16 protein-coding genes are annotated in these 20,257 nt (G+C 72.0%); all 16 read right to left on the reverse strand.

The features are described from left to right. Window positions 1–21: 21 nt before the first annotated feature. The 16 genes from ACIRS4_RS29910 to ACIRS4_RS29985 all read right to left on the reverse strand — a co-directional run bounded on the left by ACIRS4_RS29910 (window position 22) and on the right by ACIRS4_RS29985 (window position 20,066). A complete protein-coding gene (locus ACIRS4_RS29910; RefSeq protein WP_404201929.1) occupies window positions 22–1,713 on the reverse strand; it encodes a DUF4157 domain-containing protein in 1,692 nt (563 codons plus the stop codon). 164 nt (window positions 1,714–1,877) lie between these two features. Next, window positions 1,878–2,129, reverse strand: coding sequence for a hypothetical protein (locus ACIRS4_RS29915; protein ID WP_404201931.1), 252 nt, complete (start codon window positions 2,127–2,129; stop codon window positions 1,878–1,880). Next, the gene (locus tag ACIRS4_RS29920; RefSeq protein WP_404201933.1) at window positions 2,126–4,240 is read right to left on the reverse strand and encodes an ATP-binding protein; all 2,115 of its coding nucleotides are present in this window, start codon (window positions 4,238–4,240) and stop codon (window positions 2,126–2,128) included. The genes ACIRS4_RS29915 and ACIRS4_RS29920 overlap by 4 nt, the downstream gene beginning before the upstream one ends. Then, window positions 4,237–5,433, reverse strand: a complete 1,197-nt coding sequence (locus ACIRS4_RS29925; RefSeq protein ID WP_404201935.1) for a DUF4255 domain-containing protein — start codon at window positions 5,431–5,433, stop codon at window positions 4,237–4,239. Before ACIRS4_RS29925 ends, ACIRS4_RS29920 begins: the two co-directional genes overlap by 4 nt. Before the next feature lie 1,150 nt (window positions 5,434–6,583). Next, complete coding sequence (locus ACIRS4_RS29930) at window positions 6,584–7,384, reverse strand: hypothetical protein (RefSeq protein ID WP_404201937.1); 801 nt, start codon at window positions 7,382–7,384, stop codon at window positions 6,584–6,586. Window positions 7,385–7,388: 4 nt separating this feature from the next. Continuing rightward, the gene (locus tag ACIRS4_RS29935; RefSeq protein ID WP_404201939.1) at window positions 7,389–7,913 is read right to left on the reverse strand and encodes a phage tail protein; all 525 of its coding nucleotides are present in this window, start codon (window positions 7,911–7,913) and stop codon (window positions 7,389–7,391) included. A gap of 16 nt (window positions 7,914–7,929) precedes the next feature. Next, complete coding sequence (locus ACIRS4_RS29940) at window positions 7,930–9,582, reverse strand: phage tail sheath family protein (RefSeq protein ID WP_404201941.1); 1,653 nt, start codon at window positions 9,580–9,582, stop codon at window positions 7,930–7,932. 197 nt (window positions 9,583–9,779) lie between these two features. Beyond that, window positions 9,780–10,562 (reverse strand): class I SAM-dependent methyltransferase, encoded by a 783-nt coding sequence (locus ACIRS4_RS29945; protein WP_404201943.1) that lies wholly within the window; start codon window positions 10,560–10,562, stop codon window positions 9,780–9,782. A 217-nt stretch (window positions 10,563–10,779) separates the two neighbouring features. Beyond that, a complete protein-coding gene (locus ACIRS4_RS29950; RefSeq protein ID WP_404201945.1) occupies window positions 10,780–11,472 on the reverse strand; it encodes a glycoside hydrolase family 11 protein in 693 nt (230 codons plus the stop codon). 173 nt (window positions 11,473–11,645) lie between these two features. Next, window positions 11,646–12,740, reverse strand: coding sequence for a GNAT family N-acetyltransferase (locus ACIRS4_RS29955; RefSeq protein WP_404201947.1), 1,095 nt, complete (start codon window positions 12,738–12,740; stop codon window positions 11,646–11,648). A 186-nt stretch (window positions 12,741–12,926) separates the two neighbouring features. Next, window positions 12,927–13,565 carry a hypothetical protein gene (locus ACIRS4_RS29960; RefSeq protein ID WP_404201949.1) on the reverse strand — a complete coding sequence of 213 codons (639 nt, stop codon included), beginning with the start codon at window positions 13,563–13,565 and terminating at the stop codon, window positions 12,927–12,929. A gap of 165 nt (window positions 13,566–13,730) precedes the next feature. Continuing rightward, complete coding sequence (locus tag ACIRS4_RS29965; RefSeq protein ID WP_404201951.1) at window positions 13,731–15,506, reverse strand: amylo-alpha-1,6-glucosidase; 1,776 nt, start codon at window positions 15,504–15,506, stop codon at window positions 13,731–13,733. Window positions 15,507–15,555: 49 nt separating this feature from the next. Further along, entirely contained in the window at window positions 15,556–16,380 is an 825-nt protein-coding gene (locus ACIRS4_RS29970) for a carbohydrate ABC transporter permease (RefSeq protein WP_404201953.1), read from the reverse strand. Continuing rightward, window positions 16,377–17,360, reverse strand: a complete 984-nt coding sequence (locus tag ACIRS4_RS29975) for a carbohydrate ABC transporter permease (RefSeq protein WP_404201955.1) — start codon at window positions 17,358–17,360, stop codon at window positions 16,377–16,379. The genes ACIRS4_RS29970 and ACIRS4_RS29975 overlap by 4 nt, the downstream gene beginning before the upstream one ends. Window positions 17,361–17,380: 20 nt before the next feature. Then, the gene (locus ACIRS4_RS29980; RefSeq protein ID WP_404201957.1) at window positions 17,381–18,628 is read right to left on the reverse strand and encodes an extracellular solute-binding protein; all 1,248 of its coding nucleotides are present in this window, start codon (window positions 18,626–18,628) and stop codon (window positions 17,381–17,383) included. A gap of 421 nt (window positions 18,629–19,049) precedes the next feature. Beyond that, the gene (locus ACIRS4_RS29985) at window positions 19,050–20,066 is read right to left on the reverse strand and encodes a LacI family DNA-binding transcriptional regulator (protein ID WP_404201959.1); all 1,017 of its coding nucleotides are present in this window, start codon (window positions 20,064–20,066) and stop codon (window positions 19,050–19,052) included. Window positions 20,067–20,257: the final 191 nt, after the last annotated feature.

Consider the following 20,257-nt stretch of genomic DNA (forward strand, 5'->3'; position numbering starts at 1 on the left):
TCCGCTCGGATGGAGGGTGCATCATGGCGGGGTCGGCGCAGCACGGGCCGGCGCGTTCTGGGCGTCGAAGTGGAAGTACCACTCCTTGAGAAGCCGAGCCCACGCCATGAGGTAGTTGTCGTCGTCGGCGAGGCGGTCGCGCAGATCGGTCGCCTCCTTGATGGCGTTGTCCGACAGGTTGATGAGGTGCTGGAGATCCACACCCAGTTGCCACAGGTGGGCCTGCTTCGCCTCGGCGCCCTCGTCCACGACGCGAACGGCATGGGCGATGTCCAGCAACTTATTCGCGGCGCTCCGACGCTGCTCGGCACGTTTCTTGTAGGTCTCGATCCTGCGGATGTCGGTGTTCGTGTCATTGAGCCGGGAGTCCACGGTGGACGAGGCTGACGCGAGCGCCCAGGTCGTCTTGCGGATCGCGTCCAGGTCTCCCGAGGCGCCGATGGCCACCAGCGAGGAGGCCAAATTCCTCAGCTGCTCGCTGTACGCGTCCTGTTCGGCCCGGGCGTCGACGAGCAGGGTGCACATGTCCTGGAGCTTCGCCGCCTCGTCGCGGAGGATGGTCGGTTCCCCCTTTCCTGCCTGCTCCGCCTGCCACTGGACGGCGACCATCTGGTCGTACGCGGCGAAGGGGACCTGAACGAACTCCACCGCCTTGTACACCTTGGCGAGGGCCGAAACGGCAGCCAGGACCTTGAGACTGGTGGGCAGTTTCCCTGCCAGGCTGCCGGCGAGTTTGACGCGGGCGAGCGCCACGCCCCGAGCCGAGGGAGGCGGATCCACGACGACGATCCTGAGCGGGATCCGGCCGAAACGGGCTCCGCTGCGGGCCCCTTCGGCGGTCTCCCTGAGGATTGCCTGCTCCGCGGGGCTCTTGTCCGAGAGACCGGGCACCTCGATGTGAATCAGCAGGGCGTGGGGCTTTTCGTACACCGTCCTGTTCCACGTGCCCTGCGCGCTCTTGCCTTCACGTTTCGCGCCCTCCATGGGCCAGTTCTTGGCTGCCTCGGGGCGGTCGATTGCAGCGCGGAACCCCGTGACGGCGTCCTTCACGTCGTCTGTGATGCGTTTCTGCAGGGCCGCCGTGCTCATGTCGTTCTGAATCGTGAGGCGCTTGATCTGGATCCAGGTGCCGCCCGTAGCCCGTTCCGTGACCTCGACCCGCCCCCCTGCCTTCGGGTTCGTCGTCTGTGTGTACTCCACGGCGCTGCCCCCCATGACCAGATCGATCCCGAGCTGGTCCGTCTGTGGCCGACGGGCGGGGGGGTAGTAGAAGGCGTGCGTGTCGCCCTCCAGGAGCTTGTGGTCCTCGGAACGGTGCACCCCGACCCGGGCCCCCACCCGCACCTTCCGGCCCGGTACCGGATCGTTGGCGATGCGGTCCGCCTCGAACTCCGCCGCCGCGCCGTCCGCGTGGCCGGCGGCACCGAGCTCCTGCTGGACGACGTGTGCCAGTTCGTGAGTCAGCAATCGGGTGCCCGCCACAGTCCCGGGAGCAAAACGGCCGGCGGCGAAGGCGATGTGGTGACCGACGGTGAAGGCGTCGGCCCGCAGGGCCCGGGCGGCCCGCGCCGTTTCGGGGCCGGTGTGGACACGGACGTGACTGAAGTCGTGTTGGAAACGGTGCTCGGCGTCTGCCCGTACCGCCACGGGCAGCGGCGCGCCCGGGCGGCGTACCACCTCCCGGGCCGGTTGCGGCAGTCCGGCCTCGGGCACGGACTGATCGGCCGACCGTGTCCGCAGCCTGCTGAAGTCCTTCGCCCATGTGCCGGGCCGCCGGATTTCGTCCGGCCCCGGCCCGGCGGCCCGTCGCGGCGGGCTCGCGGGGACGTGGGCCGGCGCGGTCGGCGTCGTGGCAGTGCCCCGCGGGGCCTTCGCGCTCAACGCCCGCTCCCCGGCAGGCAGGTCAGGCCGGTGTGGATGGTCAGTGCGAGCGTGTGGCCGAAGGCCGTGGGATCGGAGGGCGCGGGCATGGTCAGGGAGGCAAGGCGGTGAATGTGGTGGGGGGTCATGGGTGGGCTCTGGGTGAGAAGGTCGGTGAGGCGGGCGGTGAGCGCGGCGCGGACGGCCGGGGCGTCCGTGGGGGCGATGCCTTCCAGCACGATGCGGCCGATGTGGAGTTCGATCCTCACAGGGTCGCTCCCTTCCGGGCAGGAGCGGGCCAGGTCAGGTCGCCCTCCGGCACCGGGGTCTCCGTCTTGCGCAGTTCCGCCCGTACGGCGGCCAGGACGGTCGGCATGGTGATCGCGGTGCCCGCGGCGGCTGCCGCGAAGGCGGCGTTGAGGGCGATGTTGCGGATCATGCCGCCGCTGAGCGGCAGGCCGGCCAGCCGGTCCAGGTCCAGCGGCTCGACCGGGGCGCCCGCGGGGAAGGCGCGCGCCCACATCTCGCGGCGCTCCCCCGCCCCGGGGAAGGCGAAGGTCACGATGAAGCGCAGCCGCCGCAGGAACGCCGTGTCCAGCGCCCGACGCTGGTTGGTGGCGAGGATCGCCAGCCCTCGGTAGGCCTCCATCTGCTGGAGCAGGTAGCTCACCTCGATGTTGGCGTACCGGTCGTGGGAGTCCTTGACCTCGCTGCGTTTACCGAACAGGGCGTCGGCCTCGTCGAAGAAGAGGACCGCCCCGCCCGGCTCGACCGCGTCGAAGAGCCGCCGCAGATTCTTCTCCGTCTCGCCGATGTACTTGCTCACCGCGGCCGACAGGTCCACGCGGTACAGGTCGAGCCCCAGGTGCCCGGCGAGGACTTCCGCGGCCATGGTCTTGCCGGTACCGCTGGGCCCGGTGAACAGGGCACTGATGCCGAGGCCCCGGCTGCCCCGCTCACCGAAGCCCCACCGCTCGTGCACCGTGGCCCGCTGCGCGACCTGGTCGGCGATCTGCCGGAGCAGGGCCGTTTCCTCGTCGGGCAGCACGATGTCCTCCCAGCCGACCCTGGAGTCCAGCCGCTGCGCCAGGGGGCCGAGGCGGGGGCGGGTGCGTACCAGACAGCCCCGCCAGGCCTGTTCAGGGTCGCCGCCGGCCGCGGTGGCCACCTCGTGGATGGCCGACAGGTCCAGGGTGAACTGGCCGGCCAGCCGGTCCGCGTCCGCGGGCCGCAGCACGGCGCTCCATGCGGTGGCGCGCTCCAGGGCCGATGGCGGCACCACCTCCACGGCCGCCGTCGGCGCAGGTACGTCGGCCCGGGCTTCTCGGGTCGTCACGAAGCAGGGGCCGCCACTGCGTTCGAGGAACCGGGCGAGATGTCCGGACCGTCCGTGAGCCTCGTCGGCGTCCGGTGGCGTGTCGTCCGCGTCGAGACAGAGCGCGAGCGGCGCCAGCAGCGTCTCGCGCTGCCACAGGCGGGCGAGGACGTCGAGTTCCTCGGCCGAGTCGGGGAGCAGCCGGGCCGGCATCCCGTACAGCAGCAGGCCGGAGTCGGCGGCCGCTTCCTCGGCCACCGACCGCTTGCTCTCCCGGTCCGTGCCGAGCAGCTGGATCACCGGCAGCCCGTCGGCCGCGCCGGGCCCCGGAGCCAACCAGTGGCCGAGGACCTCCTCCACCGCCGCGTGCCGGGCGGCCGACGGCCGACGGCCCGTGTCCGCCGGGGCGGACCGCAGGGGAGTCAGGAGGGCGTACAGGCGTGCGTCGAGGTGGTCGAGGCCCTTGATGTGGTTGACGATCCGCTCGTCGGCCCGCAGAGGGCTGGTCACCAGCGGCTGTCCGGACGCCCGGTCGACGTCCACGAGCCGCCAGTACCGCAGCCCCCGGTACGGGGAGAGCACGTCCCAGGCCGGGTCGGGGAAAAGGGACAACGCGAGGGCGAAGGTGGGGTGGAGGGCGAGCGGGCTGCTCTGGGCCTGGGCGTACAGGTCGACGATCCGGGGGTCGAACTCCGGTGCCGCGCACAGCAGCAGGGTGTCCCGTTCGAACGGGGAGAGGCCGAGCCGGTCGCCCAACGCGACGAGGGCCGGGGTGTGCGCGGTCGACGCGGGGGGCGCTTTTGACGACGAGGGCTGGTCTCCGGCGGCTTCGGTGGATGCCGCGCTCCCTTCCGGGGCCCCGGCTCGGCTCGCGGCGTCGTCCGGATCCGTAGTCGGGTCGGACTGCACGACGGGGTCCGGCTCCGCGGCCCCCTCGGAGGGTGAGCCGGTGACCGCTGCGATGCGGTCGCGCAGGAGGGTGCGCAGGCCGGCCAGCGACTCGGCCAGGTGGCGGTTGTTGTGCTCCTCCCACTCGTCCCGCACTGTCGAGGAGTCGGCTCTCATGCCACCACCACCGCCGCATCGGTCGGAAACTCCGGCCGCCCCGCCGCGTCGACGGCGAGTGGGCTTTCCACGTCGTCGACCCGCAGTCGCAGAGCGTGCCGTCCGGGCCGGGCGTCCGGCCAGCGGAACCGCAGCCGGTCCGTCGTGTTCACAAAGGCATCCTGCGGATCCAACGGATGGTCCCCGACGATCAGTTGGACCCGCTGGCCGGGCTGCACCGGCGGGGTGCAGCGCACTTCCAGCCGTGCCGATCCGTCGCCGCCGAGCTCCGCTGTCAGCGGCAGCGGCCCGGTGAGGCGCGGCGCGACGCCCACCTGCAGTGCCCGGGTGGCCTGCCGGGTGCCGTCCGGCGCGGTGAGCACCACGGCTGCGGACCAGATGCCGGCGGCCAGGTCCTCGGGGAGCCCGAAGCGGGCCTCGGTGACGCCGGCCACTTGCGCGGGGAGGTCCACCGGTCCGCCCAACAGGGGGTGGGTGAGGCGCAGCAGGGCGTCCCCGCCGTCGAACCCGGTTCCGGTGACGGTCAGTTCGCCGCCGGGCCGCACGTTCCCGGGGAGCACGGCCGTCAGCGTCGGCAGCGGGCCGGCGATGTTCGGGGCCGCCTCGGAGCCCCGGTCCTGGTCCCCGCGGGCCAGCACGGGAAGGGGCGCCCGGCCGGGCAGCGAACTGTCGATCAGCACGATGCGCGCCTCGTAGGCCACCGAGGTGCGGTACTGGCTCTGGAAGGCGGTCCACAGTTTGGAGATGTCGTCGGTCGACACGGTGACCGGGGTGAGCCGCACGGGTTCCGGCTGAAGGTGGAGATCGCTGAAGGGCGCCGCCCGTCTGATCTCCTCCGGTCCCAGCTCGGCGTGGTCGTGCAGCGCGACCATGGCGGCGCCGAGGATCCGGTGGGCCGTGGACTCCTCGCCGTCGCCACTGGCGTACGGGGTGAGGAGGTAATGCAGGACCAGTGGCACCGCCGGTCGCCCGGTCTCGCCGGGGCGGGTGCCCGCGGGGTCGAGGTTGCGCCAGCTCCCGTCGACGGAGGTCCGGTACAGGAAGACGTTGAGGGCGGCGGTCGGCCGGTCGGCGGTGACCTCGTCGGGTGGGCGCGCGGTGACCACGGCGCCGGGCACCTGGCGGCCGACGGCCCCTTGGAGGATCGCCCGCAAGGTGTCCGTCACGGCGGCCACGGCGAAGCTGTCGCTCACGACCGCCCCTTGAGGTATTCGTCGAGGCCGAGTCGCGGCTGTCGGCGCGGGGGACGCGTGGTGGCTGCGGGTTGCGGAGCGGCCCGGACCTCGAGCCGGTCGATGGTGATGCGCACGACCGGCTCCGCGGCCTCGGTCGGCGTCCCGTACGGCCCCGCCGTCGGGCGGGGCGGCCGACCACCGGGCGGGGCTGCGCGCACGGGACGTACGGGGTGTTCCCGGCGCCCGGGGGATGCCGTCGCGCGCGGGGGATGCGTGGGAGCCGGGTGGTCGAGATCGAGGCCCGCTTCGACGGGCACGCCTGCCGGCGGGGCGGCCGGCGGGAGGAGCCCGGGGACATCGCCGGGCAGCGCCGCCGATGTCCCGCGCGAAGTGGGCCGGGTCTCGGACACTGCCGGCGGTTTCCCGGGAACCAGGCCGGGCCGGGGCGCGGCGGACGGTGGAACGGCCTCCGGGACGTCGCCCGGCGTCTCCGACGACGCCTCCCCGGGCGGGAGTCGGGTACCGGACGCGGCCGCCGGCGTCCCGGGAGTCAGACCGGCCCGGGGCGTTGTGGACGATGAAGCAGGCTCCGAGGCCTCGCCGGTCCGCACCGACGGCCCTTCCACGGGCGGGGGTTGGGCTCTGTCTCCATCCGCCGGCATCCCGGCCGGACCGGTACGGGGCGAGAAACTCCCCTCACCCGGCGCCCGGACGTCGGAGACCTCGCCGGCGGCGGGCTCGGGGCGGGTCGCCGGGAAGGCGGGCCGCTCGGCGGCGATCGCTACCGGGCGCTGCGCGCCGGTCGCCGTGTGCCGTGCCGCGGGGCTCTCGGCGCCGGTCGCCGTGTGCCGTGCCTCGCATGTATGTCCGATGGACGGCACGGTCCCACGAGAGGTTGCCGCGAGGTGGCGGTCCGGGGGCCCCGCCGGGTCTTGTGTGCCTTCGGGCGGGACGAGGTGGCCGGGCTTCGGGGGCGGGCCACCCGGGTACCGCACGCGGGACGAGGGGTGCGCGGCCCGGTACGGCGGGGACGGCGGCATCTCCTCCTCCGTCACCTGACGGGGGTCGTCCGGGATCCGGAGCCGGGTCGCCCCCGGGTCGAACAGGGTCGGCAGCTGGGGGCGCAGCCGGGGGCTCGGTGCGCCGAGAAGCCGGCTCACGAAGTCACTCATGCGGTCGCCGCCTCCAGGTAGTACTGCCGTCGGACGGGGCTCACTCCGAGGACCTCGGCCTCCGTCCACCCGTAGGCGCGGGCGAGCACATGCACCTCATGGAGCAGTCGGCGGGCGTAGGCCTCGACCTCGGCCCACACGTACCCGGCGAGGTCGAAAGCCGCCGTCCAGCGGTGACGGCAGTACGGGCAGGTGAGCGCCACCGCGGTGTCGGCCCCCGGGTCGAGCGCGCCCAGCCGCTCGGCCACCGCTTCCAGGACCGTGTCGCTCGGCCCCTCGGGCGCCGGTGGTTCGGCGAACAGCACGCACCGGCCCAGCAAGGTCTGTCGGGCCCCGGGCGCGTCGGGGTCGACGGCCAGCAGGTCCGCGCCGGTCAGGGCGCGGTAGGTCACCTGATGCCCGTCGACGCGGACCCGACCGGTGGCGGGCGTTCCGCCGGGACGGGCGGTGCGGTCGCCGGGCGGGCGCAGCTCGGCGGTGGTGAGGGTGACGTCGAGTTGCTCGGCGCAGTGCGGGCAGTCCGCGGCGCACGGCAGTGCCGTACCGAAGCAGCGTTCGCGCAGGTCGAGCAGCAGGGCGTTGAGGGCGGCCAGGGTGCGTTCGGCCACTGGCCGCGTGCCCGCCCGCGGGCCCGGCTGCCCGCTTCCGTCCGGTCCCGGCTCGGGGCGGGCCGGCCCGTCCGGTTCCAACAGCGCCGCCGCGGCAGCGGCGAGCAGCAGGGCGCGGGCCGGCGGTCGCCGTCCGCTGCCCGTCTCCCAGATGTCGAGGAGCCGGGCTTCGGTCAGTTCGGCCGTCACCGGGTCAGCCCGAGGCCGTGTCGCTGAACTGCGGCAGCTGCGGCGGCTCGGTCCGCTCCCGCACCCAGCCGTGGTGTTCGAGTTTGATGTGCTCGAACGCGACCGCGTTGGCGTTGGCGTCGAGGTCAGGCAGCGCCTGGTACTCCGAGACCCAGCAGTCGTGGATCGAGTAGGAGAGCACTTTCTGACCGCCCTCGTCGAACACGTCGACGATGAGGTCCCTGCGGAAGTCCTTCAGCGAGGTCTCCAGCGATCCGGAGGCGTTGCGGAAACTCCAGACCCGGTTGGCCCACTCCTCGAAGACGGTGTCGGTGGTGCAGCCCCGCTCCAGGGTGACGGGTTCGTACTCCGTGCGGCCCGGGAGCTTGCGGCTGGTGCCGGGGCTGCCACCGTCGCGGTGTTTGATCACCTCGGTGGTGCGCTTGAGACCGCTGACTTTGCTGACCCCGGCGATGTACTCGGTGGACCCGCTGAACTTGACCCGGAACCGGAAGTTCTTGAAGGGGTCCCTGCGCGTGATGTCGGGCATCGGACGTCCTCCTGCTTCAGGCCTGGATCTGGCCGGCGAGCTGCTCGATGTGAATGATCACGAACTCTGCGGGCTTCAACGGCGCGAAGCCGACCTGGATGTTGACGATCCCCCGGTCGATGTCGTTCTGGGGGTTGTTCTCCCGGTCGCACTTGACGAGGTACGCCTCGTCGGGCGTGCGCCCCTGGAAGGCGCCCTCACGGAAGAGGGAGTTCATGAACGCCCCGACGTTCAACCGGATCGACGACCACAGCGGTTCGTCGTTCGGCTCGAACACCACCCACTGGGTGCCGCGGAACAGGCTCTCCTCCACGAAGAGCGCGAGGCGGCGGACGGGAAGGTACTTCCACTCGTCGGCGAACCGGTCCGCACCGCGCAGAGTGCGTGCGCCCCAGGCGACCGGCCCCACCAGCGGGAGTTGACGCAGGCAGTTCACGCCGAGCGGGTTCAGCAGTCCGTTCTCGCGGTCGGTGAGCACGGTGGCGAGCCCTGTGACCCCGGCGAGCGAGGCGTCCGTGCCCGCCGGCGCCTTCCACACTCCGCGCTGGACGTCGGTGCGGGCCAGCACACCGGCCATGACGCCGCAGGGCGGGAAGGCCTCGGTCTCGCCGTCCAGGGGGTCGACGGCCAGGACTTCGGGAAAGTAGAGGGCGGCGTTCTTGGCGGAGTCGCCAGGGAGCACGGGCTTCGCGAGAGCCGCCTCCGCGACCTGGGAGGCATCTTTGCCCTTCCACTCGCCAGGCGGATCGACGAGGAGGATCGCGCGCCGCTCGACGCACAGTTGCAGGGCTTCGGGCAGGACCGATTCCGGAGCCCCCGGCAGGCACAGCAGGTTGAAGATGTCCGTCTTGAGGAGGGCGTGGATGCCGGTCTGGCGGTCGGAGCTGCCGCGGTAGTCGGCAGCAGTGGGTTTCGCATCGGGGGTTCCTCCCCCTCCGTCAGGCACCTCGAAGAGGACCGCCTTGTCGCCATGCACTTCGCCCTCGCCCGGTTCGTCATCCGCGTCGTCGTGCGCCTCCCCGGGTTGCCCTGCCACCGCCGGCACTTCACGCGGGCCCGCCAGGAGATCGCCGGAAGCATGCGCCGGGGTGTCGTGCGCCGACGGTCGCTCCGGTCCGCCGTCGTCTGCGATCACGACCAGCCGCGAGCCGCTGAGCGCCTTCGTCAGGCCGCGTGGGCCCTTCGACCCGGCCTCGATGTTGGTGTATCTCTCCTGCACACCGGTCCCGGCGTCCCGGACGGTCAGGTTGTAGAAGCCCGTGTCCTCATCTCGGATGCCGTCGTAGTCGACGCGGACTCGTAGGCTCTTGCCCCAGACCCCCGGGCTCGCGGCTTTGAGCGTGGGGCGGCCGTTGTCACCGCCTGGGGCCTTCTTGCCCACCCGCACCGTCGCCGTGCCGCTGTTCCCGAGCACCCGGACGATCTGGGCGTCGGTGCCGCCGTTCAGGAAGAACTGGTAGACCGCGTGGCCCATACCGCGATTCTCGTCGAGCCCGCCGAACTGGGCTTCGTAGCCGGCCCAGCCGGTGATGTGCACGGGGGTGTCGACCGGGCCGCGCGGAGCCGGGCCGACGAACGCGGCCACAGACGTCGGAACGCCGGTGACGGTGCGCACCCGGCTCTTCACTTCGTGGATGTAGACGCCGGGGAACGAGACGTTCACAGGCATGGGCGGGCCCTCTCTCCAGCTGTCGACGCGGGTTCCAAGGCAGGAACGACGGGCGGCCAGCACCGTAGGCACAGAAGGCGGCCCGCGTGCGGCCGCCGCTCCGCCGACCCCCGTTTGCCTGCCCCGTCCGGCCTATGACGTGAGGGAGAAGCCCCCCGGTTCGTCCGGGTCGTCCCGACGGGCGCCCGGTGTGGGCGTCAGTCGTCGCTCCTCGTGGCGACGACGGCCCAGGTGCGGTGCGGGACTTCGATCAGCTCGCCGGGGAAGCGGTCGTGCAGCACCCGGCCGAGGGCGTCGTCGAATCGTTGCACCTCGTCGGGCGGCAGGCCGGCGCCGACTCCGGCGCTGGCCCGGATCCGGCCCCGCCACGCCTCGGGCGGGTAGGGCACGGCCTGGTCGAAGGAGAAGGTCTCGATGCCGGTGAGGCCCGCGGTGGCCAGGTCGGTCAGCCAGCGGGGGTACAGGCCCGTGCCGCCGCCCATGGTCCAGGCCGGGTTGAAGGAGAGGATCAGTTCCTCGGTCGCCTCGACCACGTTGCCCGGCAGCGGCAGCCAGTCGAAGTGGGCGATGACCGCCCGGCCGCCCGGGCGCAACAGCCGCCGTATCTCGGCGGTGGCCTTCGGGGCGTCGAACCAGTGCCAGCACTGGCCGGCCGTCACCACGTCGTAGGAGCCGTCCGGCAGGCCCGTCGACTCCGCCGTGCCCACGCGGTAGTCGGTCTCCACGCCGGCTTCCCCGTCGAGCGCCCGGGCCCGCTCGAGCAGCGGCGCCGCCGGGTCCACGCCGGTCACCCGTGCCCCTGCCCGCGCGAACAGCCGGGCGAGGGTTCCGGTGCCGGTCCCGAGGTCGAGCACGTACTTGCCGGGGAAGGCGATGCCGTGCCGGTACAGGTGGGTGACGATCTGTGGGGGGAAGCCGGCGCGGTGGCGGCCGTAGTCCTGCGCGGTGAGCCCGAAATCCGGACGGAACGTGCTCGTCATGGCGGGCTCCTTGCAGGGGAACGGGGCAGGGGCCCGGCCGCGGTCCGGCCACGAACGGACCCGCGCGGCCGACACGGCCCACCCTGCCATCCGTGGATGATCAACAAGGCTGCAGGTCGGGACCGGGACGCGCAGGGCGGTCGCGGCCAGGGACCGCCCCCGCTCTGCGCTCGGTCGCGCCGTACGATCACTTGCCGCCCACGCCGTCTCGCACGTTTCAACCGGTCACCGTGAGCGTGGAGTTGCCGCTGCTCCGGTAGCCCTCGGTCGCGAGGATCATGTAGTAGCGGAAGCTGCCGAGACCCATGCCGGCCCTGGCCCACGCGTCGAAGTGGTTGCCGGTGGTGATGCTGCCGCCCGTCCTCCTCGACTGGCGGACGCTCCAGTACTGGTCGAACGTGCGGACCCCCTCCACCGAGGGGGCGTTGTACCGCGTCGTGCGGTAGATGTCGTACGTGCCGCCGTCGCTGGTGACGGTGCCTCGGTGGGTGCCGGTGGGCCGGTAGGAGCCCCAGTTGTCGACGATGTAGTACTCGACCAGCGGGTTCGACGTCCAGCCGTAGAGGGCGAGGTAGCCGTTGCCGGACGGGGAGAAGCCCCCCGAGTAGCGGACGGTCCTGCGCCCGCCGTTGCTCCAGCCCTTGCCGCAGACGAAGTTGCCGCAGTTGGTCCACGATGTCCGGTAGGCGCCCGCGGACGACAGCGTCATGGAGACCGCACCGCCGCCGTCGGTCCAGAACGAGTAGTAGAAGCCGTTGTTGACGCCCGTCTGGTTGGTCGTGATGGTCGTGTCCGCGCGGGCCGTGCCGGGCAGGATCAGTCCCGACGTGACGGCGAGTGCGGCGGCTCCCGCGCCGCCGATGAATTCCCTGCGGCCCAGCCCACGGGGCGGGATGTCACGGTTGTGCATGTCTGCTCCTCGTGAAAGCCGACGGAGGACACAGCCGACGGAGTTGCGCATGGATCCAGCCGCGGCTGCGCCGGTCCGGCGGTCGGTGGGGGGTCTGTCGCCGTCGTCAGTGTTGGACCGGCCTGATGGACTGTCAACACTTTCGGTGCGGGAACCGAATGTTTCGAACCGGCTCAGCGCCCCCGTACGGCGCCGACGGCCCTGAGCGTGCGCACCGCCGCCCGCTTCAACGACGGATGGTCCCGCACGAGCCGGTGTGCGGCCCTGGTCGGTTCGCTGCGGAGCCAGTGCAGGGTGCCGCCGGGTCCGGCGGTCCGCAGGGCTCCCTCGTGGACGAGGAGGTCGCCGGTCTTGAAGGAGTTCTTGTAGGCGGCGTCGCCTCGTCCGAAGTCGAACAGGCGGATGCCGGACGCGGCGGCGGCTTCGATCATGCGGAGGTAGAGGACGCGGCCGGGCGAGTAGGTGGCCAGGCTGCGGTCGTAGGAGGGGAACCAGCAGGAGAAGACGGTCTGCGAGCGCAGGCCGAAGTGGGCGGCGACCGGTCTGTCGGCCGCGTACAGCACGGAGAGGATGCCGGAGCAGTGCGGCGAGGTGGTGTGGGCGAGCCGGTCGACGAGCTCGGTGATCCAGGGCTGGGCGAAGGGGTCGCGGCGGCCCGTGCGCCGGTAGTGGGCGGACTTCCAGGACAGGAGTGTGCGCAGGGCCGCGGGGTCGCGTTCGTCGTGGACGAAGCGCAGGGGCCCGAGTTGGCGGCTCATCCGGCGCTCCTGAGCACGTGCCGTCTTGACGAAGCGGCGCGAGTGCGTGCGCAGATGCTCCTCGTACCGTGCGAAGCCGTGTGTGAGGTCGACGACCGGTGAGGCGAACTGGCCGGTCGCGTAAGGGAGGAAGAGGTCCTGACCGCTCTCGAGGTGGTTGAACTCCCAGGCGTTCAGGGAGCAGGCGCGCATGAGGTGCAGCGGGTCCAGCTGGGCGTCGGGGTGCAGCACGGCGCCCTGGCAGTCGGAGACGCCCAGACCGACCGCCCGACCGTGGCCCCATCTGCTGCGCTGGTAGGGGAAGTAGCCCAGCCGTTCTCGTCTGCGGTGCAGGACGGCCACCCGTGTGTCGGGCCGCACCTGGCCCATGGCCCGGGTGAACTGTGCGCTCATGAAGGGGTTCACCGCGTCCGCGGTGGCGGTGCGCAGTTCGCCCCACAGTTCGAGGTCCCCCGGTGTCAGATCGTCGGGGTGCACGACGTGGATGCGCGGGAGGCGGGGTGTGGACATGTCATCTCCTGGTTCGGCGGCGGAGCGAGTGGTGCGGCTTCGCCGGGTGAGGTGCGTGGGCGGCTGCCGCCCGGTGCGGCTGTGCGGGCGCGCGAGGGTGCCCCGCAGGAAGCACGGGGGAACGCCGAGGGGGTTCGCGAAAAGGCTCGGCGGTGTACGGAGTCGCTTGGGGCAGGACGTGCGCGGTCAGCGCTCGGTGACCTGCCCGGGCGGTGTGGACGCGCTGTGCTTCGGGGGCGGACCTCGACGTGCTGCCGCGCCGGTCGGCAGCGCCTCGGGAACGGGTGTGTCGTGCCGGTCGCCGTCGACGCCGGTGAGCGGGCCGTTCCCGGCGTCGGGTACCGGAGTCCGCGCGGACGCCAGGGCGCAGAGCCGGTGGGCGAAGGCTCTCAGCGCTTCCTGCATCATGACGGACAGCGGCGGCCCGGAGGGCGCGGCAGCGCGCAGGGCGCCGGTGGTCACCAGCGTCATCACCAGATAGAGGGCCGCTCCCATCTCCCCGTGCAGCGCGGCGGCCGCGGGGGTGGGGTCGCTGAGACACGCCAGCCAGCAGCAGGCGGACGCCTGCGCGAGAAGCATGGCTCCGAGATCCGCGGCGAGGGACCTTTCCCTGGGCGGGCGCAGCAGACGGCCCACGAAGAGCGCGAGCGCCACGGCGAGTTGTCCTGTGACGGGGGCCGTGCTCGCGAACGCCAGGTGGTGTCCGGCGACGGCCAGGGGTGTCGCCAGCGCCGCGAAGGAAGCGGCCCCCAGCACTCGCGTCCGGGCCGCTCCGCTGAACAGCGGGCGGCTCGGCCGGGTGAGGAGGCATGCGTGCGGGCTCATGACCTGACCATCGTCCGCGAGATGTCCGACCGGCGTTCCTGAACGGGGAAACTTCCCCACACGAACGTCCGCTCGAAGGCTCACCTGTACGGGTGAGCCTTCGAGCGGTCCGGAGCCGCTCGGGGCCGAGGGTGTGCAGGCGTCCGCCTCACCCCTCGGTGTTCGTCACTTCACCCCGGTCGCCGCCGCCGTCTGCTCCCCGGGCCGGGCCTCCCGGCGCCGGCAGTGGTCGCGGGCCAGCAGGAGGTAGCTGCTCGCGGTCCAGGTGTAGGCGCGGTCGCGGAGCCCCTGGCCGGTCAGGGCGTCGAAGTTCTCGGCGAAGCCGGAGGTCTCGCACAGGGCGCGGAAGCGGGCGCTGATCTCGTCGGCGAGGCGTTCGTGGCCGGCCCGGCGCAGGCCGTCCTCGACGAGGACGGTGGCCGGCGCCCAGATGGGCCCGCGCCAGTAGCCGTCGGACTCGTAGTGAGGGGAGCCCGGTTGTTCGGTCGCCAGGCCGAACTCGGTGAGGTGGGTTTCGATCCGCTCGGCCAGCCGGTCGCGAACCTGCGGGGGAAGGCGGTCGCCGAGCACGACGGGCATCAGGTCGAGCAGGCTGGCGCTGTAGGAGGGGGCTCCGCCGTGGGCGGGGCGGCTGGTGAACCGTTCGCCGTCCCACAACTGCTCCAGCAGGGCGGCCTGGAGGGCGTCGGCCGTCCCGGCGCGACGCCCGGCTTCGTCCTGGAATCCCAACTCCGCTGCCAGACGGGACAGTTCGTCGAGCTGGAGGATCAGCACGGCGGTGAGGTCGGCGGTGACGGTCACGCGTGCGGGGTCGAAGGTGGTGGCGTTGTCCCAGCCGCTGTCGTTGCCGTGCTGGTAGTGCGGGAGGACGGCGGCGGGTGCGCGCCGCGCGGTGAGCCAGAAGTCGGTCCAGCGCGCCAGTCTGCCGTACACCTCTGTCAGTTGCGCAGGGCCGAGGGGGTCGGGGAGCCGGTGGCGCAGGCCGCGCAGGGCCCAGCCGTGGATGGGCGGTTTGACGAAGTTGTACAGGACCTCGGAGTGGGTGACGGAGTCGGGCAGCGCCCCCGTCTCGTCCTGGTGGTCGAAGGGCAGGGCGAACTGGTCCCAGGCGAGTTCGGGGCGACCGGGGGCCAGGGCGAGGGCGTTGAAGCAGTGGTCCCAGCTCCAGACCTTGTCCATCCAGTGTTTGGACATCAGCACCGCGGGCCGGGTGACCAGGCCCGCCGGGGACACGGTGGCGGACCACACCACGTAGGCGGCGAGTTCGGCTGCCGGGGTGTCGGCCGAGCGCCAGGGGGCGACCGCGTCGGCGAACTCGGCGAACGACTGCCGGGCGCTCTGCGTGATCTCGGCGAACGTCGCCGACGGGCGGTGGGGCGGTCGCGCGCTGTCCATCTCCTCGATCGCGATCTCCCACGGGGCGCCGGTCCCGGCGGTGACCGTGATACCGCGGTCGCCGGCTCCGAGGGCCTGGGAGCCGGACACCTCGGCGACCGTGCCGGACAGCACGGTGATCCGGTAGCGGCGGCCGGTCTCGTAGGAGGTGAAGGTGTGGGCGCCGTCGACCGGGTCGCGGTAGAAGTAGGTCCCGCTGAAGGGGGTGAGGGTCTTCGCCGCCGCGGTGACGCGCAGGCCGAGCCCTTCACCGCGCACGCGCACGGTGTCGGGCGAGGCGTAGGCGAGGTCGATGCGGCCGTCCGCACCGGTCCAGGTGAGCTGGCTCGGGGTCGCCCGCACATCGGTGTGCGCCCGCCCGCCGTCGGCCGGGCCGAGGGGTACGAAGCGCAGGACGGCGTGCATGCCGTTCTGGTGCGAGACGAGGTGGAGGTCCTCGGCTCGGGTCTTCTCCGCCAGCACGGGCGAGATGCCGAACCAGGAGCCGTGGGTGCTGAACGGGATGTCGTGGACGCAGAAGGCCGGGCCGGACGGGGCGGCGGTCATGACGCTGACTCGTTTCTCGAGCTGGGGCGGGCGGGGCACGGTGGGGGGCTCAGTCCTTGACGGCGCCGGTGGTCACCCCGGCGGCCACGTAGCGCTGGGCGAGGACGAGGATCACCGCGGCGGGCAGTGAGGCGACGACGGCGGTGGCCATGATGGCGTTCCACTCCTGGTTGTTGTTGCCGATGTAGTGGTAGACGCCGAGCGTGATCGGCTCGTGGGCGCCGCCGTTGACGAGGGTGTTGGCGAAGACGAAGTCGGACCAGGACCACAGGAAGGCGAAGAGCGAGACGGTGACGACGGCGTTGCGGCTCATGGGCAGGACGACGGACCAGAAGACGCGCGGTGCTTTCGCTCCGTCCATCTGGGCGGCCTGGAGCAGTTCGCCGGGGATGCCGGACATGAACGCGGTGAAGATCAGGACCGCGAACGGGACGGCCAGGGTGGAGTCGGCGACGATGAGGCCGGGGACGGACTGGAGCAGGCCGAGCTGGAGGTAGATGGCGTAGAAGCCCATCGCCATGATGATGCCGGGGATCATCTGCGCTGCCAGCAGGAGGAAGCCGAGCAGACCGCCGCCGCGTGGGCGGAGTTTGGCCAGGGCGTAGCCGGCGGGTGCGGCGAGGACCACGGTCAGGGCGACGGTGCCGAGGGCGACGACGAGACTGGTGGCGAGGTACGGCAGTTGCTCGTCGAGGACGGTGCGATAGCCGGCCAGGGTGCCGTGCAGGGGCAGCAGGTCGGGCGGGCTCTTGCGCATGTCCTGGTCGCGGGTGAGGGACACGTTGATCATCCAGTAGACCGGGAAGAGCATGATCCCGGTCAGCAGCAGGCCGACGGCGGTCTTCCATCCCGTACGGCCGGAGCCTCGGTTCATGACAGCGCCTGCTTTCGCTGGATGCGGAGGTGGACCAGGCCGAAGACCAGGGCGGCGAGCACGAGCAGGTTCCCTACGGCCGCGCCCGGGCCGAAGGCGGGCAGGAGATTGCCGAAGCCGAGTCGGTAGGACCAGGTGGCGAAGGTGGTGGACGCGTCCGCGGGGCCGCCCTTGGTCATGATCCAGATGATGTCGAAGACCTTGAGCGTGTAGACGAGTCCGAGCAGCAGGGTGATCGCCGAGACCGGGCGCAGCAGGGGGAAGGTGATGCGCCAGAAGCGCTGCCACGCGTTCGCCCCGTCGAGGGCCGCGGCCTCGTACAGCGCCGCGGGGACGGACTGCAGGCCGCTGTGGAGCAGGACCAGGTTGAAGGGGACGCCGATCCAGATGTTCGCGATGATCACCGAGGTCAGCGACCAGGACGGCGAGGTGAGCCAGTTGACCGGGCCGACGCCCACGGCGTGCAGGGCGGCGTTGACGATGCCGGAGTCGCTGTTGAGCATCCATGACCAGGTGGAGGCCGACACGATCAGCGGCAGCAGCCAGGGTACGAGGAACAGGGCGCGCAGGGTGGCGGAGAGCCGGAAGTGCTGGTGGAAGAAGACGGCGAGGGCCAGCCCGATGACGTATTGGAAGACCAGGCAGACGGCGGTGAAGACGACGGTGTGCAGCAGGGCGGGCGCGAAGGTCGGGTCGGCGAAGACCTTGTGGTAGTTGTCCAGCCCGGTGAAGGGCGCGTCGCCCTGGACGAAGGAGCGGACGGTGTAGTCGCGCAGGCTGAGGTCGAGGTTGCGGTAGAGCGGATAGGCGTAGAAGCAGGCGAGGTAGAGGGTCACCGGGGTGAGGAAGGCCCAGGCGGTCCACTGCGGGGAGGCGGGGCGGCGCCGTGGTCGCGCGGGTGTGCGGGGCGGGGTGGGGCCGGCCGCCTCGGTGCGGTCGTGCGTGGGCCGCCGTTGCGGCAACTGTGTCGTGTGGGTCATCTGCGGGCCGCCATCCCGGGTCACTTGACGGCCGACTGGGCCTCTGCCAGCGCGTCCTTCGGCGATCGGGCGCCGCTGAGCGCGGACTGGACGGCCTTCCACATCTGCTCGGAGATCTTGGGGTAGCGGGTGCCGAGGTCGTCGCTGGTGCGGCCCTTGGCCCCCTTGACCGCCTGCACCCACGGCTTCAGTTCGGCGTTCGCCGCGACCTGCTTGTCCTGGACCTCGCCGGTGGGCGCCACGTACGAGAGGGTCGTGTCGGTGTCGTACAGGTTGTCGGTGCTGGTCAGGCAGGTCACCAGTTTGCGCGAGGTGGCGTAGCGGGCGGTGTCCCCCTGGGCCGGCAGGGTGACGAACTCGCCGCCGGTCGGGGCCGCCGCGGCGCCGCCGGTTTCGGCGGGGACGGGCAGGACGCCGTACTCGAAGCCGGCCTTCCCTGCGGCCGCGAGCTGCCATGTCCCGTTCTCCGCGAACGCGTAGTCGCCACTGGCGAACTCCTGCCAGCTGGTCGTCTGGGTGTTGTTGAGCACGGAGTTGGGGGCGTAGCCGCTCTTCACCCAGTCCTTCCACAGCGACAGGGCGGACACGGCCTGGGCGGAGTCGAGTTCGGTGAGCTTCGCGCCCGAGCCCCAGAACCAGGGCAGGAACTGGAAACTGCCCTCCTCCGTGCCGATCGCCGAGAAGGTGATGCCCTTCTTGCCCGCCTTATGGACCTTCTCCAGCGCGGCCGTCAGGGACTTCCAGTCCTTGACCGAGGCGATGTCCACTCCGGTCTCCTTGAGCACCTTCTTGTTGTAGTAGAGGGCGAGGGTGTTGGCGCCGATCGGCGTGCCGTACGTCTTGCCGCCCGCCTGGCCCGCGGCGAGCAGGTTGGGGTCCACTTTCGAGGTGTCCAGCTTGTTGTCGTCGGTGGTGGTGAGGACGCCCGCCTCGGCCAGGGTCGACACCACGGGGTTGTCGACGATGAGGACGTCGGGCGAGTTGCCCTGCTGGGCCGCGAGCAGGGTCTTGTTGGCCAGGTCGCCGGTGTCGAAGGCGGTCCGCTTGATCTTCACGCCGGCCTGGGCGCCGCACCGGTCCAGCAACCGCGTCCAGGCCGACCCCTTGGCGAACTGCGGGTAGGGGTCCCAGACGGTGTACGTGCCGCTGTCGGCGTTCTTCGAACCGGCGACGCCCGAGCCGGAGGAGCAGGCGGTGGCGCCGGCGGCCACGGTGAGGACGGTCAGGGCGGCGGCGGTCAGACGGCGCTGTCTGGAGGTGCTGGGCATGGCGGATCCTTCACTTCTGGGCACGAGGGTGCCGTGGGAGGGGTGACGGACGGGGGGGGGAGGCGGGCGCGGCGAACGGCGGCGGTGGGGGTTCGGATGCCCGGGGCTCGGTGCGGGGAGGGGGCGGGTGCCTGCGCCGGGTGGCAGGGCCGCCCGGCGGTGCGGTGGCCCCATGCGGAGGGCGCGGTAGGGCTGTGCGGTGGCCCCGGAACCGAGGCCGTAAGGCTGTGCGGTGGCCCCCGGGGTGGAGGCCGCGGGGTTGTGCGGTGGCCCCGGAATCGAGGCCGCAGAGCCAGCTGTGCGGTCGGACCCCGAAGCGGAGGCCATCGGGCTGTGCGGTCGGCCCCCGCGGCGGGGATGCGCGGCGCGGGTGGGGCCGCGGGACTCGGGTGGGAGGTAGGGCGTCAGATGGGCTTCGGTCTCAGGCGGCGCCGGGGGCGGGGCCGGTGCTGCCCCGTAGGGAGATGGGCGGGGTGAGGAGGTGGTGTCGGGGCGGTGCGTCGGGGTGGTCGAGCCGTTCGACGAGGAGGTCGACGGCGCGGCGGCCCAGCTCCTCCGCCGGTACGTCCGCCGCGGTGAGCTGCGGGGTGACCGTCTCCGCCCACCGGCCGGCGACGACTCCGGTGACGGAGAAGTCGTGTGGCACATGGCGGCCCGCCTGGGCGAGCCCCCGGTACAGGCCGCCGAGGGCGGCCTCGTTCAGTGTGACCAGGCCGGTCGTGGCCGGGTCGTCCCGCAGGATCCGCTCCAGGCACGCCTGGCCCGAAGCGGCGTCGTCCCCGCAGGTGTACGTCCGCACCGTCAGCCCGCGTTCGGCCGCGGCCTTGGTGAAGCCGTCCAGGCCGCGGTGCGCCGACTCGTATCCCGCCCGCAGGAGTTGCTCGGGCCGGTTGACGAAGGCGACGGTGCGGTGGCCGAGGTCGGCGAGGTGGTGGACGCAGGCCGCCGCCAGCGCGGTGTGGTCGAGGCTCACCCACCAGCCGCCCTCGGGGTGGGCGGTGCGGCCGATGGTGACGGAGGGGAAGTCCAGGGCGGTCAGGTGGTCGGCACGGTCGTCCTCCAGCCTGATCTCCATGAGGATGGCGCCGTCGACGCGCCGCTCCCCCAGCATCCGCTGGAACGACCGGTCGCTGTCGACGCCGCTCGGGGACAGCAGCACGTCGTAATCGTGGGCGGCGGCGGCTTCCACGACGCTGCCGATGAAATCCAGCTGCATTCCGGTGTAGTGGTTGCCCGCCGGTGGGAAGACCAGGCCGATCGTGCTGGTCCGGCCGTTGGCGAGGGCGCGGGCGCTCGCGTTGGGCCGGTAGCCCAGTTCGTCGATGACCCGCTGGATCTTCTGCCGGGTGTCGTCCGACACGGGGCGTTTGCCGCTCAGCGCGTAGGACACGGTGCTCCGCGAGACACCGGCCCGCCGGGCGATCTCACCGATGTTCACGGATGGCTCCTTCGTCGCATCGGTTCGTCCGCGACCGGTCGTCGAACCGGTTCGCGTGAAGTGAACGTAGGAACAAGCCCGGCGGCTGTCAACATCTGCGACGGCACTTTTCCCGTCGCTTTCCGAAACCGGCCCACCGGCCGTCTCCGCTTGTGCCGGAGGTATTGCTGAGAGATTTTCCCGGGTGTTAG

The sequence above is a fragment of the Streptomyces sp. NPDC101166 genome, assembly GCF_044768125.1.
Lineage (GTDB): Bacteria > Actinomycetota > Actinomycetes > Streptomycetales > Streptomycetaceae > Streptomyces.